The organism is Kitasatospora sp. NPDC036993, from assembly GCF_055607525.1.
On record NZ_JBVJRP010000005.1, the window covers coordinates 254,485 to 268,111 of the forward strand.

Genomic DNA, 13,627 nt, shown 5'->3' on the forward strand with positions numbered 1-13,627 from the left:
CGGTCCGGGAAGGGGGGTCAGTTGGCGGCGGTGGGCAGGACGCGGCTGCGGCCGGCCGCGCCGAGCCAGGCGGCGGAGGGCTTGGGCGTACGGGCGAAGGTGTGGCGGTCGACCGCGATCAGGCCGAAGGTGGGGGCGAAGCTGCCCCACTCGTAGTTGTCCAGGGCGCTCCAGTGGAAGTAGCCGCGCACGTCGGCGCCGTCGGCCATCGCGGCGGCCATTGCCTGGAGCGCTCCGGCGGTGTAGGCGACCCGGCGGCTGTCGTCCGCGGTGGCGATGCCGTTCTCGGTGACGATCAGCGGGACGCCGGGGGCGGTGGCGGCCGCGTGCCGCAGCGCGTCGCCGAGCGCGCCGGGGTAGAACTCCCAGCCCTTCAGGGTGAGTTCGGCGTCGTCCCGCACCGGCAGCGGCCCGTCGGGGCCGATCAGGGTACGGGTGTAGGCCTGCACGCCGAGCCAGTCGTCGCCGCGGGCGGCCTCCAGGAAGACGTCCTCGCGCGGCCGGAGGTAGGCCTCGCGGGCCGCTTCGCCGCCGGGCAGCGCGTGGCTGACCTGGCTGGCGACGGACCAGCCGGTCCGGACGTGCGGCGCGCGGGACTTGACGCCCTCGACGGCCAGCCGGTGGGCCCGGACCAGGGCCTCGGTGGCCTCCTCCCCCGGCAGCGGCAGACCGGCGGTCGGAAAGGCGTGGTCGCCGGGCTCGGTCTTGCCGAGCATCAGGTCGAGCAGCGGGACCATGATGGCGATCATGTTGGGCTCGTTGATGGTGCAGACGTGGTCGACGCCCTCGGCGTAGACCGGCGCGGCGGCCTCGACGTAGCGGGCGAAGGCCTCCCCGGAGCCGGCGGCGGTCCAGCCGCCGCGCTCGGCGAACCAGCGGGGCGAGGTGAAGTGGTGCAGGGTCACCATCGGGCGCAGGCCCCGCTCGTGGGCGCCCTCCACCATACGGCGGTAGTGGGCGATGGCGGCCTGCGAGAACTGTCCGGGGGCGGGCTCGATCCGGGCCCACTCGATGCTGAACCGGTAGTCGGTGAAGCCGAGTCCGGCCAGCAGGTCCATGTCCTCGCGCCAGCGGTGGTAGCTGTCGCAGGCGTCGCCGCTGACCTCCTGGATGTGGCCGCCGCCGGCGGCGGCGCCCTGCTCCATCGGCCACCAGTCACTGTTGGTGTTGCCGCCCTCGGTCTGGTGGGCGGAGGTGGAGGCTCCCCAGAGGAAACCCTCGGGCAGGGGGGTGTGGTGCGAGCCGGTCACGGTCTCTCCTTGGGTACGGGCGGAACGGTGGAACGGTGGTTCGGGGTGCGTCGGGGTGCGCCAGGGAGGAAGGGTGGGCGATCTGCCATGACGGCCCTCAGCCGCTTCGCACAGGGGGCTGGCCTCACCATAGGCACGAAAACATGACAGCACAACGGTTTCGCCGGTGAAAACCTGACGCCGATAGGTGTTCGTGCCCGGGAGCGCTAGACTCCCCGCCATGAGCAAGCCACGAGGGCCCTACGCCAAGACCTCGGCCAAACGGCAGGAGATCATCGACGCCGCGCTGGCGGCCTACGCCGAGGCCGGCAGCCGAGGCGTCTCGCTGCGCGACATCGCGGCCAGGGTCGGCATGACGTACGCCGGCGTCGTGCACCACTTCGGCAGCAAGGAAGCGCTGCTCACGGCCGTCCTGGAAGCCCGCGACGCGGCAGCGGCGGAGATGTTCGACCCGTTCGGGAACGGCGCCGGCCTACCGCACTCCGCCGTCCTCACCCACAACGCCTCCACCCCTGGGCTGGTCAAGCTCTTCGTGGACCTCGCCGCCGCGGCCGCCGAACCCGAACACCCGGCCCACGACTTCTTCGAGAACCGCTACGAGCGGTTCCGCACCCGCATCGCCGACCGCATCACCCGTGGCGTCGAGGACCCCACCGCCGTGGACCCCGAGTGGCTCGCCCGCATCCTCATCGCCGCCGCCGACGGCATCCAGCTCCAGTGGCTGCTCAACCCGGACATCGACATGGCCGCCGACATGGACCGCCTCGCCGACACCCTCCTCGGCCCCGCCCTCCGACCCTCCCCGCCGCCGCCGTCGGACGCCCCGTCGCCGTCGGACGCCCCGTAGGCACGGCCCCAGCCGCGCCGGCACCCCGGTGACCACCGGCCGGTGATCACGTCAGGGGCGGCCACACCCGGCCACCCGAGGCAACGCGGAGTCCACGGCGACCTCCCGGGACCGGATCGAAGCCGGCGGGCGCTCAGTGCCCGAACATGCGCCGGATCCGGCCGCCCGGTCGCGCCGCCGTCTCCCGGCCGCCCTGTTCGGCGGCCCGCTCCTCCGGCGGCATCCGCAGCTCGTCGGTGCCGCCCACGGCGCGGTCCTCGGAGGCGGCCCGCCGCACCGGTCGCGCGGTGCGCGAGGACCGCGCGGTGCGCCCGGCCCGCCGGGACAGCCGGGAGTGCCGGGACAGCCGCATCATCGCGAGACCGAGGCAGAACAGCAGCGCCAGCGCCACACCGGCGAGGAAGATGCTCAGGCTGTTCAGCGTCACCAGGTCGCTGCCCAGGATCGTCACCTGGTAGTCGGGCCCGCCGGAGAGGTTGTCCGCGACCAGCAGTCCGACGAACGCTCCGGACGCCGCCATCAACAGAAGTCCCAGCAGCAGCATGGGGATCGACCCCTTCCCTCGTGGTCTCGGTCATCCCCCTCGTCCGGTCGCGCCTACCCGGCCGGGGCTGCCCCTAACGGCCACGGCGAGCCCTCAGCGTCCGGCCGTGGCGACGAGGCGGCGCAGCGCGGCGTGGGCGGGCGGGCCCCAGGTGGGCTTGCCTCCGGGGCGGCCGTGGTCGCCGGCGTCCCCGATGAGGATGCACGAGAGGGAGCGGAGCACCGCCCAGCCGCGGGCGCGGCGCAGGGTCGCGGCGTCCTGGCCCGGCCGGTAGGCCGCGTGGAAGCGGTCGACGGCACCGTCCGGCAGCAGGACCCAGGGGGCGGCGAGGTCGCAGGCCGGATCACCGGCGAAGAGGTCTCCGAAGTCGATCACGCCGCAGAAGGTGCCGTCCGCGGTGAGGACGTTGGCCGGGTGCAGGTCACCGTGGAGCCAGAGGTCCCGGCCCGCCCAGTCAGGTGCGGCGACGGCGTCCTCCCAGACCGCGCGGACGGCGTCCGGGTCGGGGAGCAGGCCGAGCCCGGCGGCCCTGGCGAGGTACCTGGCGAACCCCTCGGCGTGGTCGGCCAGCGGCCCGCCGCGGCCGCGGCCGGCGGGTGCCCCGGCCGGGGCGGGGCGGTGCAGCGCCGTCAGGAAGGCGGCCAGCGAGTCGGCGGCTTCCTCGGCCCGGGTCGCGGGGGCCCGGTCGGCGGGCTCGCCCGGTACCCAGGTGGTGACGATCCAGGGCCGCGGGAACCGCCCGGAGGGCTCACCGAGGCGCTGCGGGACGGGAACCGGCAGCGGCAGGTGCGGGGCGAGGGCGGGCATCCAGGTGTGTTCCTTGCGCAGCAGCGCGTCGGCGGACTCCGTCGCCCAGGGCAGCCGGACGGCGAGGTCGTCACCGAGCCGCCACAGCTGGTTGTCCCAGCCGCGCGCACCGAGCCGCAGCGGCCGGTCGGCCAGGTCGGGGTGCTGGTCGCGCAGCAGGTCCCGGATCAGCTCGGCGGTGACTTCGGTCTCACTGTGGGTCATGCGCGGCAACGGTAGCCGGGCAGGGCGCGTGACACCCCGTAAAGGCGGCTACTCGGTCTGGACGGCGATCAGGCAGGTGTCGTCGTCGGTGTCGGCGGGGCTGAGTTCGAGCAGCCGGTCCAGGTACAGCTCCAGGTCGGGACCGGGGGCGCCCGCCGCGCGGAGCAGCTGCTCCACCGACTCCTCCACCGGCCGGTCCCTGCGCTCGACCAGCCCGTCGGTGTAGAGCAGCAGGACGTCGCCCGGGTCGAGCCTGGCGGTGTGCTCCTCGTACGCGGCGTCGTCCAGTGCGCCGAGCAGGACGCCGTGCGGCAGCGGCAGCACCTCGGCGCCGTCCGCGCCGAGCCGGATCGGCGGCAGGTGGCCGGCCCGGGCCCAGCGCAGCTCGCCGCTGGCCGGGTCGAGCAGCACGCAGACGGCGGTGGCGGTGATCTGGCCCGGTTCGCGCAGGGCGACGGTGTTGGCCCACGCCAGCAGCCGGCCGGGGCCGGCCCCGGTGACGGCGAGGCCGCGCAGGGCGTGCCGCAGCGCGACCATGCCGGTGGCCGCGCCGACGCCGTGCCCGGCCACGTCCCCGACCGCGAGCAGCACCCGCCGGTCGGGCAGCACCAGCACGTCGTACCAGTCGCCGCCGACCCGGTCGCGCTGGGCGGCGGGCCGGTAGCGCACGGCGGCGTGCAGGCCGGTGACGCCGAGCGGGGGCGGCGCGGCCGGCAGGATCGCCTGCTGGAGCCGGAGCGCCAGCTGCGCCCGCTCGGCCGACTCCTGCTCGCTGTCGGCCAGCCGCTCCCGGGTGGCGCCGAGCGCGACCTCCGTCCAGTGCTGGGCGGAGACGTCGTGGTAGGCGCCGCGGACGGCGACCAGCCTCCCCGTCTCGTCCACCACCGGTTCGGCGATCACCCGGGTGAAGCGGTGGGTGCCGTCCGGGCGGTCCAGCCGGACCACCGCTGAGGCGGTGCGGTGGTGGTGCCGGACGGTGTCCAGCAGGCGCCGGACCGCCGGCCGGTCGTCCGGGTGGGTGTGCCGTACGAGCCGGTCCAGCGGTACCGGCGGGGCGTCCGGCGGCAGCCCGTACAGCTCGTGCAGCCCGTCGCTCCAGCGGATCAGGCCCTCGGCGGGGCGTTCCTCGAACCCGGCCACCCTGGCCAGCCGCTGGGCCTGCCGCAGCAGGGCGGTGCGTTCGTCCTCCGCGTCCTGCTCGTCCTCCAGCTGCCAGCAGACCAGCAGCCGGCCGCCGAGCGGGACGACCGAGAGCAGGACGGCCGCGGGGACGGCGGGCCCGTCGCCCCGGAAGGCCAGCCGGATCGGCTCGGCGGTCGACGGCACGCCGGTCTCGTACGCGCGCAGCACCCGGTCGAGCAGTCCGGCGGCGCAGGCGACCGGGTAGGTCTCCAGCAGCGAGGCGCCCTCCAGTGCCTCCCGGGGGCGGCCGAGCGGGTCGCGGAACCGGGCGTTGACCCGCAGCAGCGTGAAGTCGGCGATCCGGTCGGCCCGGGAGACGGGCGCCAGCAGCATCGCGGGGGCGGGCAGCCCGTCCAGGAGGGCTGCGGCCTGCTCGGGGGCCACCGGCTCCGGGGGCGGGCCGAGCAGGGTCGCGCAGAGGTCGGCGAGGGCGTACAGCTCGCGGCGCTGGGCCCGGCCGAGCACCGGGGCGGGGACGGCGGGCGGCCAGAGCAGTTCCAGGGCGCCCCGGCGGCGGCCCCCGTCGAGCAGCGGGAGCACCGCCCGGTGGGCGCCGGTGCCCACCGAGGGCCCGTCCGTCCCCGGCTCGCCCGTCCCCGGCCCGCCCGGCCACAGCTCGGCTCCGCCGTCGACGACCAGCCGCGCCGGGGTGGGCACGCCGGGCGGCACCCGGGCCCAGTCGACCGCCTCCTCGACGGTGAGCCCGGCGTGCGCGGTGAGGGCGAGCGCGCCGCCCGGCAGCCGCTGCCAGACGGCGACGGCACGGACGCCGAGGGCCGCCGCGGCCTGGTCCAGCACGGCTCCGGCCGCGTGCTCCAGGTCGGGCGCGGCGGCGAGCGCGGGCACGACGGGCGGACCGGCCTCGGACGGCCCGACCGTCGGCGGTGCCACGGCCGACGGCTGCGGTTCCGGCTCCGACCGCGGCTCCGACTGCGGCTGCGGCTGGGGCTGCGGCTGGGGCTGGGGCAGCCCCGCGATGTCCGCCGCCAGCGCGAGCACCGGCACGCCCGCCTCCCGCGCCAGCCGCGCGAGGTGCACGGCCGCCTCGGCGACCGGCAGGCCGAGCCGCTCGGCCAGGATGCCGGTGGCCAGGTCGACGGCGGCCCGGGCCCGGGCCTCGGCGTGCGCCCGGGCGGCGGCCGCCCGGAGGCGCCGGACGGTCTCGGCCAGGGCCCTGGCGGTGCGCTCCACCGGGTCCTGCCCGGCGGTCACGGCAGCTCCCTACGCCGGGTCGCGGGGGCTGCGCGCCGAGCGCGGGTGCCCGCGGGGTGGGACGCGATGCGCCCCGGCCGGGGGACGGTCATGACGGATGCCCGCCCAACGGCAGGTACAGGGTGAACCGGCTGCCCTCCCCCGCCGTGGACCGGACCGTGAGGGTGCCCCCGAGCAGCCGGGCGAGCTCCCGGCTGATCGACAGCCCGAGGCCGGTGCCGCCGTAGCGCCGCGCGGTGGAGCCGTCGGCCTGCTGGAAGGCGTCGAAGATGGCGCCCAGGTGGGTCGCTTCGATGCCGATCCCGGTGTCGTCCACGTGGAAGGCCACCGCCGCGTGCGTCCCGCCGGACCCGGGCGGCAGCTGCGCCCCCTCGACGTGCTCGATCCGCAGTTCGACCCGCCCGGTGTCGGTGAACTTGACGGCGTTGGAGAGCAGGTTGCGCAGCACCTGGCGCAGCCGCGCCTGGTCGCTGACGATCCGCTCCGGCACGGCCGGGCCGACGGACACCTCGAAGGCGAGCCCCTTCTCGTCGGCCGGCGGCCGGAAACCGGACTCCACGTACTCCAGCAGCTCGCGCAGCTCGAAGGGTTCGATGACCAGCTCCATCTTCCCGGCCTCCACCTTGGACAGGTCGAGAATGTCGTTGATGAGCTGGAGCAGGTCGGTGCCGGCCGAGTGGATCACGCCCGCGTACTCGACCTGTTTGGGGGTGAGGTTGCCGCCGCTGTTCTCGGCGAGCAGCTGGGCGAGGATGAGCAGGCTGTTCAACGGGGTACGCAGCTCATGGCTCATGGTGGCCAGGAACTCCGACTTGTACAGCGAGGTGCGGGTCAACTCCTTCGCGCGTTCCTCCAGTTCCTGGCGGCCCTGCTCGATCTCCAGGTTCTTGGCCTCGATGTCCCGGTTGCGCTGGGCGAGCAGCGCGGCCTTCTCCTCCAACTCGGCGTTGGAGCGGCGCAGTTCCTCCTGGCCTTCCTGCAACTCCTCGGACTGGGCCTGGAGTTCCGCGGTGAGCCGCCGGGACTCGCTGAGCAGCTCGTCGGTGCGGGCGTTGGCCAGCAGGTTGCCGAGGTTGACCGCGCAGACCTCGGCGAACCGGCTCAGGAAGTCGCGGTGGACCTGGGTGAACGGGTGGACGGAGGCGAACTCCATCACGCCGATCAGCCACTCCTCCAGGGCGATCGGCAGGATGACCAGCGAGCGGGCGTCGGCGGCGCCCGCGCCGGAGGAGACGGTGGCGTAGCCGGGCGGCAGCTCGTCCACGGTGACCGTTCGCCGGGTCCTGGCGGCCTGGCCGACCAGGGACTCCCCCGGCCGCAGCCGCCGCCGCTCCCCGACCGGGCGGCCGTAGGCGCTGAGCAGCGCGAGTCCGGGGCCGTCCGGGCCCTCCTCGGCGAGGAAGAAGGCCCCGTACTGGGCGCCGACCAGCGGGGTCAGCTCGTCGGCTATCAGCCCGGCGACGGCGCGGATGTCCCGCCGGCCCTGGATGGCGGCGGAGAAGCGGGCCAGGTTGGTCTTGAGCCAGTCCTGCTCCTGGTTGGCCAGCGTGGTCTCGCGCAGCGACCCGACCATCGCGTTGATGTTGTCCTTGAGGTCGGCGACCTCCCCGGAGGCGTCGACGCTGATCGACCGGGTCAGGTCGCCGGCCGCGACGGCGCTGGTGACCTCTGCGATCGCCCGGACCTGCCGGGTCAGGTTGCCGGCCAGCTCGTTGACGTTCTCGGTGAGCCGCTTCCAGGTGCCGGAGACGCCCTCGACCCTGGCCTGCCCGCCGAGTCGGCCCTCGCTGCCGACCTCCCTCGCCACCCTGGTCACCTCGGCGGCGAACGAGGACAGCTGGTCGACCATCGTGTTGACGGTGGTCTTCAGCTCCAGGATCTCGCCGCGCGCATCCACGTCGATCTTGCGGGTGAGGTCGCCCTCGGCGACGGCGGTGGTGACCTGGGCGATGTTGCGCACCTGGCTGGTCAGGTTGTGCGCCATGAAGTTGACGTTCTCGGTGAGGTCCTTCCACGTCCCGGAGACACCCCGGACGGTGGCCTGACCGCCCAGGATGCCCTCGGTGCCGACCTCGCGGGCGACCCTGGTCACCTCGTCCGCGAACGAGGACAGGGTGTCCACCATGGTGTTGATCGCGTCGGCGAGGGCCGCGACCTCGCCCTTGGACTCGACGGTGATCTTCCGGGAGAGGTCGCCGCGCGCCACGGCGGTCGCCACCTCGGACATCGAGCGGACCTGGCCGGTCAGGTTGGAGGCCATCACGTTGACGTTGTCGGTGAGGTCCTTCCACGTCCCGGAGACACCCCGGACGTCCGCCTGGCCGCCGAGCCGGCCCTCGCTGCCGACCTCGCGGGCCACCCTGGTCACCTCGTCCGCGAACGAGGACAGCTGGTCGACCATCGTGTTGACGGTGTTCTTGAGTTCCAGGATCTCGCCGCGCGCGTCCACCTCGATCTTCTGGGTGAGGTCGCCGCGCGCCACCGCCGTGGTGACCTGGGCGATGTTGCGCACCTGCCAGGTCAGGTTGCCCGCCATCGCGTTCACCGAGTCGGTCAGCTCCAGCCAGGTCCCGGTCGCGTCCGGCACCCGTGCCTGCCCGCCCAGCCGGCCGTCGGTGCCGACCTCCCTGGCCACCCTGGTCACCTCCGAGGTCACCCGGGCGAGCCGGTCGGCCATGCCGTTGAAGACCTCGGCGATCTCCCCGAGCGCCCCTGGCCGGCCCGGGACGAGCCGGGTACGGAAGTCCCCGTCGCGCACGGCCGTCAGCCCGGCGAGCAGCTGCCGCAGCGCCTGCTCGGCCGGATCGTCGTCCGCCGGGGTTCCGCGTACCGGGTGCTCGTCCATCCGTCCACCGTCCGGATCGCTCGCACGGCCGGGGCACGCCGTCCGGGCACTCGGCCCCGAGGGCGGCGGGGCGCCGCCCTGCTCCCACTGTGCCACCGTGCGCCGGGGGGCGACACGCGAGGCGGGGCGGTGCTCCGGGCCGGAAGGCCGGCACGGGACTCCGGCCGGTACGGGACTCAGCCCGGCTCCGGTACGGTCTCGCGGATCGGGAAGGCGTCGGTGGCGCCGGTGAGTTCGAGCATCCGCAGGCTCAGCGGCCGGGGCCTGGCCAGCTCGATCCGGCTGTCGTCCACGGCGGCCCTGGCCTTGGCCCGCAGCAGGACGTTGAGCCCGGTGGAGTCGCAGAACTCCAGCCCGGCGCAGTCCACCACGACCACGGTGGCCGGCGCGACGAGCGCCCGGTCGACGGCGGCCCGCAGCTCGGTGACCGAGTCCAGGTCCAGCTCGCCGAGCAGCACCAGGACGGTGCCCAGGGCCCACGGGCGGACCTCGACGGTGAGCCCCTCGGCCCGGTCGACGGCCGGGCTCGCGGGATTGCGCGGGTGCTGCGTCATGGCGGCGGGCTCCTCTCGCGCGGTCCGGCCCCGCGCCGGCCGACGGGCCGACGCCTCGCACCGGCCGCGGCCGGCGATCACACCCACGCGGCTGTCCGCTGTGGCGCGCCGGAAACCCCGGCGCGGACAGGGGCTCCGGTCAGCCCGGCCGCTCCGGCTCCCCGACCCGTCCCCCGTCCGCACCGGCCGCCGCCAGGGCCGGCGGGCGCGGCACCTCCAGCCAGACCAGCTTCCCGCCGTCCTCGGGCTGCGAACCCCAGGCGCGGGCGAGCCGGTCCACCACCCGCAGCCCGTGCCCGCCCGGCCGTCCCGCACCGGCGAACGGGCGCAGCCGCGGCGGGACGGGGCTGGCGTCCGCGACCTCCACCCGCAGCCGGGCGCCGTCCCAGTACAGCCGGAGTTCGCGCGGGCCGCCGGGGGCGTGCAGACAGGCGTTGGTGACCAGCTCGGAGACCATCAGCAGGACGTCCTCGGCCGCGGCCAGCCGCTCCTCGTCGACGGTCGGCAGCCAGTCCCAGGACACCAGCGCCCGCCGGCTGAACTCCCGGCTGCGCTGCACCGCGCCGGCGCTGCCTGCCAGCGCCAGTCTCCTGGCCTGCTCCCGGCCTGGCGGCCCACCGTTCCCGGGGCGGTCCACGGCCTGCCTCCTCAGCTCGGTCCGGGCGGCGGGGCCGGCCCGGCGGCGCCCTCGCCGGAGGCCTCAAGGGCTGTCCGGAGGGCGGGGTGGACCGGCAGCGCGCCGTCGGCGCCGGTGACGGCGAACGGCCGCGCCACCACGGGGCGCGGACCGGTCGGTTCCGGCCACGGCCCGGCCGCCCGGGTGTCCAGCCGGGCGCACTGCGGGATGTTCGGCCTGGTCGAGTCCCAGAAGCGCAGGCCGGCGAGGCCGGCGGGGTTGGCGGGGTTGGCGGGGTTGGCGGGGTTGGCCACGAGCCGCTCGATGCCGTCCGCCGACGGCGGGTGGGCGAGGGCGGCGCGCAGCCCCTCCGCGGTGTCGTGGTCCGGCTCCCCTGTCACGGCGACGATCCGTACCGGCCCCCGGTCGCCGGCCCCGATGCGCAGGTCGCCGGACTCGTGACCGCCGGTCGGTTCGCAGGGTTGCCCGGATGACCCCGGCTTGGCCCGCTCCCGGTCCGGTCGAGGCGGCGGGGCGCCGTCGGGACCATCGTCGCGCGCACCGTACCGGGCCGCGCGGACGGCCGTACCCGCGAGCACCCCGGGTACGGGCGGGAGCACCGTCCGCCGGTCGTCCATGCCCTGCGCCTGCCCCGGCCGCGCCGCGTCACACCATCAGGCCGGGGCCCGCCGGGCGGCACGCGCCGGATCGCCCCCGGGTCGTCCCCAGGCTCACGCCCCCTTGCCGCCACGCACGCCCCGGCTCACACCCCGGACGTTAGAGCCCGCCACGACGGGGAAGGCGCCGTGGTGGCGGGGCCGGGCGGGTGCTGCCCGCAGGCCGCCCGCCGCTCCGGCCCTCGGCCCCGTCCCGGCCGGAGCGCTCGACCACCTGGAGGACAAGGACAGGCCCGTGAGATTCCTCGACCGCAGCACCGCCGGACACCAGCTGGCCCGCAGGCTCGTCCCGCTGCTGGACGGGCGGACCGGCGCCGGGGTGGTGGTCCTCGGCCTCGCTCCCGGCGGGCTCCCGGTGGCCGCCGAGGTCGCCGAGGCCCTGGGCGCCCCGCTCGACGCCACGGTGGTCCGCGCGCTGGCCGTGCCCGGCCACGACCGCCCGGTGGGCGCGATCGCCGACGGCGATCCGCCGCTGTTCGACCGGTACACCCTGAAGAGCCTCGGCGTCACCTCGGCCGAGCTGGGCGCGAGCGTGGAACGGGAACGGGTCGAGGTCCGCCGCCGCGAGGCGCTCTACCGCCAGGGCCGGACCAGGCTCCCGCTGAACGGGCGCACCGCCGTCCTCGTCTCCGACGGCCTGACCGACGTCCTGACCACCCGGGCGGCCCTCCACGCCCTCGCCGCCGACCTCCCCGAGCACCTGATCCTCGCGGCACCGATCGGCGACGCCCGGGTCGCGGCCGACCTGCGCCGGGACGTGGACCAGGTGGTCTGCCTCCACCTGCCCCGCTACGCGCACGCCGCCGGCCCCTGGTACGGCGAGTTCCACGACGTCACCGACCGCGAGGCGGCCGTCCTGCTGCGCCGGCACTCCCCGGCCGACCCGACCCCGGCCGGCCACCCGGCGGGGCGGAGCTGACACGGCGGAGCTGACGCGGCCCGGGGCCCGGGGCCCGTCGGCAAAACCCGTTGCCCGGTGAGGGGTGTACGGACCATCCTCCCGTCATGGACCTTCCCCCGCACGTCATCGCCCTGGACGGACTGACCCTGCGCCGCTTCGCCGCCGAGTCGGACCTGCCCGAGTTCTTCGCCGTCATCGAGGAGTCGCTGGAGCACCTGCGGCCCTGGATGCCCTGGGTCGCCGAGCACAGTCACGCCAAGACCGCCGAGTTCCTCGGCCGCCGCGCCGAACTCTGGGCGAAGGGGCAGGACTTCACGTACGCGATCACGCGGGACGGCGCGATCGTCGGGGCCTGCGGGCTGTTCCGGCGCGAGGACACCCCGGACGACGTCCGGGAGATCGGCTACTGGCTGCACCCAGCCGCGACCGGGCACGGCCTCGCCACCAGGACGGCACGGGCCGTGGCCGACGAGGCCTTCCGGCTTCCCGGGGTGGCCTGGGTCGAGATCGTGCACGACCCGGCCAACCACGCCAGCGGCGCCGTCCCGGCCCGTCTCGGCTTCACCGAGCACCTGCGCCGCCCGGCCGAGGCGCTCGCCCCGGCCGAGACCGGCGAGGAGCTGGTGTGGCGGCTGGCCAGGGAGCACGCCCCGGCTGCGTGAGCCCGCCCTGGTGACCCCGGCGGTCCGCAGCCGTGGGGGAGGCGTGCGAACCGCCGGGTGCGCCGGCCGGACGGGACGATCCGGCGGCGCGGCGGGAGCGGGCGCGCCCGGAGCGCCTCGGGCTCCGGGCCCCGTCGTGGTCCCTCACCCACGACGTCGCGCGCTCACTCCCTCACCCAGGAGACCCTCCCCGTCCGCACCGATAACACTTTCTTTCGATTCCGCCGCCCATCGGGCACTTGACCATTCATCACTTCGATGGAGGCGTGCTGTGGCGGAGCGGGAAGTCGGGCTAGGATCACGACATGGTCACCGCCCGGTCGCCGTTGCGTACACGACGCGCCCACCCCCGAGGGGTGGCGGCGCGGCTGTTCTGGCTGGGCGCCCTGCTGATCGCCGTGTTCACGGCGCACGGGTTCGGCGCGGAGAACGGCGCCGGGCACACCGATCCGATCCGGATCGTCTTCTCCGCCCAGACTCCGGCGGCGGGCGACACCACACCGCCCTCGCACCACCACGAGAACCACCCGGAGCACGGCCAGGAGCAGGACCAGGAGCACGACGAGGACGCCGACCACCCCGGCGGCGACTGCCTGTCCGGGAAGCCCGAGGACGGGCCGGGCGCCGAGACCGCCTGGTCGGCCGCCACCGTCCCGCCCGCTACCGGGGAAGCCGTGCCGGCGCCCGGCCCTGCGGGCCCGCCGGCCGGATCCGCCGAGGCCGGACCACCCGAACTCCCGCACCGGATCGCCAACCTGAGGGTCTAGACCGGCCCGGGCCGCGCCCTGCCACGCCCCGCCCACGCGGCGGTGCGTGCCGGCGACCGCCGCCCGCGTCCGCTCCTTCCGACCGTCACCGATCCGCTGCCGCCTCGTGCGGCCGCGCGGAGTCCCGTCATGCCCGTCAGGCTCCTGGCCGCGCTCCTGCTCGGCCTGTTCTCCCTGCTGCCCGTCGGCTGCGCACCGCAGCACCTCGGCGCCCATCAGCCCCACTCCCCCACGGCGACCGCGCAAGCCACGACGTCCCCGTCCACGACCCCCTCCGATTCCGCGCCCACGTTCACGTTCGCGCCCGGGCCGGGCGGTGTCCCCGCCGACGCCTCGCAGCGCTCCTGCCCGGAGGAGGGGGACACCGCGCCCGCGCACCGGGCGCTGCGGTCCCCCGCCGTGCCCGTCCCCTCCGGCACCCTGCCTCCGGTCACCACCCCCGGCGTCGACCGGGCGCAGCCGCCGGCGGACCGCCCGGCGGCCCCCGTCGTGCGCGCCGCCCGTACCCCCGGGCCGAGAGGCCCCCTGCTGGTCACCGGTCGGTGGCGGATATAGCGGC

General features: G+C 75.9%; 13 protein-coding genes. 5 read left to right on the forward strand and 8 right to left on the reverse strand.

The features are described from left to right. Positions 1-17: 17 nt before the first annotated feature. Positions 18-1,250, reverse strand: a complete 1,233-nt coding sequence (locus ACZ7C5_RS12790) for a glycoside hydrolase family 1 protein (RefSeq protein ID WP_470322566.1) — start codon at positions 1,248-1,250, stop codon at positions 18-20. 220 nt (positions 1,251-1,470) lie between these two features. On the opposite strand from ACZ7C5_RS12790, the gene ACZ7C5_RS12795 reads away from it, so the two are divergent. Beyond that, positions 1,471-2,097: a TetR/AcrR family transcriptional regulator gene (locus ACZ7C5_RS12795; RefSeq protein WP_401081981.1), complete on the forward strand. Its 627-nt coding sequence runs from the start codon at positions 1,471-1,473 to the stop codon at positions 2,095-2,097. A 133-nt stretch (positions 2,098-2,230) separates the two neighbouring features. Here the strand turns inward: ACZ7C5_RS12795 and ACZ7C5_RS12800 are convergent, their stop codons facing one another. From ACZ7C5_RS12800 to ACZ7C5_RS12830, 7 genes are all read right to left on the reverse strand, one after another. After that, the gene (locus tag ACZ7C5_RS12800; RefSeq protein ID WP_401081984.1) at positions 2,231-2,641 is read right to left on the reverse strand and encodes a hypothetical protein; all 411 of its coding nucleotides are present in this window, start codon (positions 2,639-2,641) and stop codon (positions 2,231-2,233) included. Positions 2,642-2,734: 93 nt separating this feature from the next. Next, complete coding sequence (locus ACZ7C5_RS12805) at positions 2,735-3,652, reverse strand: aminoglycoside phosphotransferase family protein (RefSeq protein WP_401081986.1); 918 nt, start codon at positions 3,650-3,652, stop codon at positions 2,735-2,737. 48 nt (positions 3,653-3,700) lie between these two features. After that, entirely contained in the window at positions 3,701-6,046 is a 2,346-nt protein-coding gene (locus tag ACZ7C5_RS12810) for a PP2C family protein-serine/threonine phosphatase (RefSeq protein ID WP_470322567.1), read from the reverse strand. 88 nt (positions 6,047-6,134) lie between these two features. Beyond that, positions 6,135-8,891: a HAMP domain-containing protein gene (locus ACZ7C5_RS12815; RefSeq protein WP_470322568.1), complete on the reverse strand. Its 2,757-nt coding sequence runs from the start codon at positions 8,889-8,891 to the stop codon at positions 6,135-6,137. A gap of 176 nt (positions 8,892-9,067) precedes the next feature. Then, positions 9,068-9,445 carry an STAS domain-containing protein gene (locus tag ACZ7C5_RS12820; RefSeq protein WP_470322569.1) on the reverse strand — a complete coding sequence of 126 codons (378 nt, stop codon included), beginning with the start codon at positions 9,443-9,445 and terminating at the stop codon, positions 9,068-9,070. Positions 9,446-9,584: 139 nt separating this feature from the next. Continuing rightward, on the reverse strand, positions 9,585-10,082 hold the full coding sequence (locus ACZ7C5_RS12825) for an ATP-binding protein (RefSeq protein ID WP_470322570.1): 498 nt from the start codon (positions 10,080-10,082) through the stop codon (positions 9,585-9,587). A gap of 11 nt (positions 10,083-10,093) precedes the next feature. Then, complete coding sequence (locus ACZ7C5_RS12830) at positions 10,094-10,462, reverse strand: metal ABC transporter substrate-binding protein (protein WP_470322571.1); 369 nt, start codon at positions 10,460-10,462, stop codon at positions 10,094-10,096. 511 nt (positions 10,463-10,973) lie between these two features. Here ACZ7C5_RS12830 and ACZ7C5_RS12835 point away from each other — a divergent pair. The 4 genes from ACZ7C5_RS12835 (at position 10,974) to ACZ7C5_RS12850 (ending at position 13,623) form a co-directional block, all read left to right on the forward strand. Next, on the forward strand, positions 10,974-11,657 hold the full coding sequence (locus ACZ7C5_RS12835) for a phosphoribosyltransferase (RefSeq protein WP_470322572.1): 684 nt from the start codon (positions 10,974-10,976) through the stop codon (positions 11,655-11,657). An 86-nt stretch (positions 11,658-11,743) separates the two neighbouring features. Beyond that, positions 11,744-12,301: a GNAT family N-acetyltransferase gene (locus ACZ7C5_RS12840; protein ID WP_470322573.1), complete on the forward strand. Its 558-nt coding sequence runs from the start codon at positions 11,744-11,746 to the stop codon at positions 12,299-12,301. A 305-nt stretch (positions 12,302-12,606) separates the two neighbouring features. Further along, a complete protein-coding gene (locus tag ACZ7C5_RS12845; protein WP_401082009.1) occupies positions 12,607-13,068 on the forward strand; it encodes a hypothetical protein in 462 nt (153 codons plus the stop codon). Between the two features lie 129 nt (positions 13,069-13,197). Continuing rightward, positions 13,198-13,623 carry a hypothetical protein gene (locus ACZ7C5_RS12850; protein ID WP_470322574.1) on the forward strand — a complete coding sequence of 142 codons (426 nt, stop codon included), beginning with the start codon at positions 13,198-13,200 and terminating at the stop codon, positions 13,621-13,623. Positions 13,624-13,627: the final 4 nt, after the last annotated feature.

Excerpts from the sequence above, each read along its gene's own strand:
- ACZ7C5_RS12840 (WP_470322573.1), top strand. The coding sequence starts at position 11,744 with ATGGACCTTCCCCCGCACGTCATCGCCCTGGACGGACTGACCCTGCGC.
- ACZ7C5_RS12795 (WP_401081981.1), top strand. The coding sequence starts at position 1,471 with ATGAGCAAGCCACGAGGGCCCTACGCCAAGACCTCGGCCAAACGGCAG.
- ACZ7C5_RS12820 (WP_470322569.1), bottom strand. The coding sequence starts at position 9,445 with ATGACGCAGCACCCGCGCAATCCCGCGAGCCCGGCCGTCGACCGGGCC.
- ACZ7C5_RS12845 (WP_401082009.1), top strand. The coding sequence starts at position 12,607 with ATGGTCACCGCCCGGTCGCCGTTGCGTACACGACGCGCCCACCCCCGA.
- ACZ7C5_RS12850 (WP_470322574.1), top strand. The coding sequence starts at position 13,198 with ATGCCCGTCAGGCTCCTGGCCGCGCTCCTGCTCGGCCTGTTCTCCCTG.
- ACZ7C5_RS12805 (WP_401081986.1), bottom strand. The coding sequence starts at position 3,652 with ATGACCCACAGTGAGACCGAAGTCACCGCCGAGCTGATCCGGGACCTG.
- ACZ7C5_RS12815 (WP_470322568.1), bottom strand. The coding sequence starts at position 8,891 with ATGGACGAGCACCCGGTACGCGGAACCCCGGCGGACGACGATCCGGCC.
- ACZ7C5_RS12800 (WP_401081984.1), bottom strand. The coding sequence starts at position 2,641 with ATGCTGCTGCTGGGACTTCTGTTGATGGCGGCGTCCGGAGCGTTCGTC.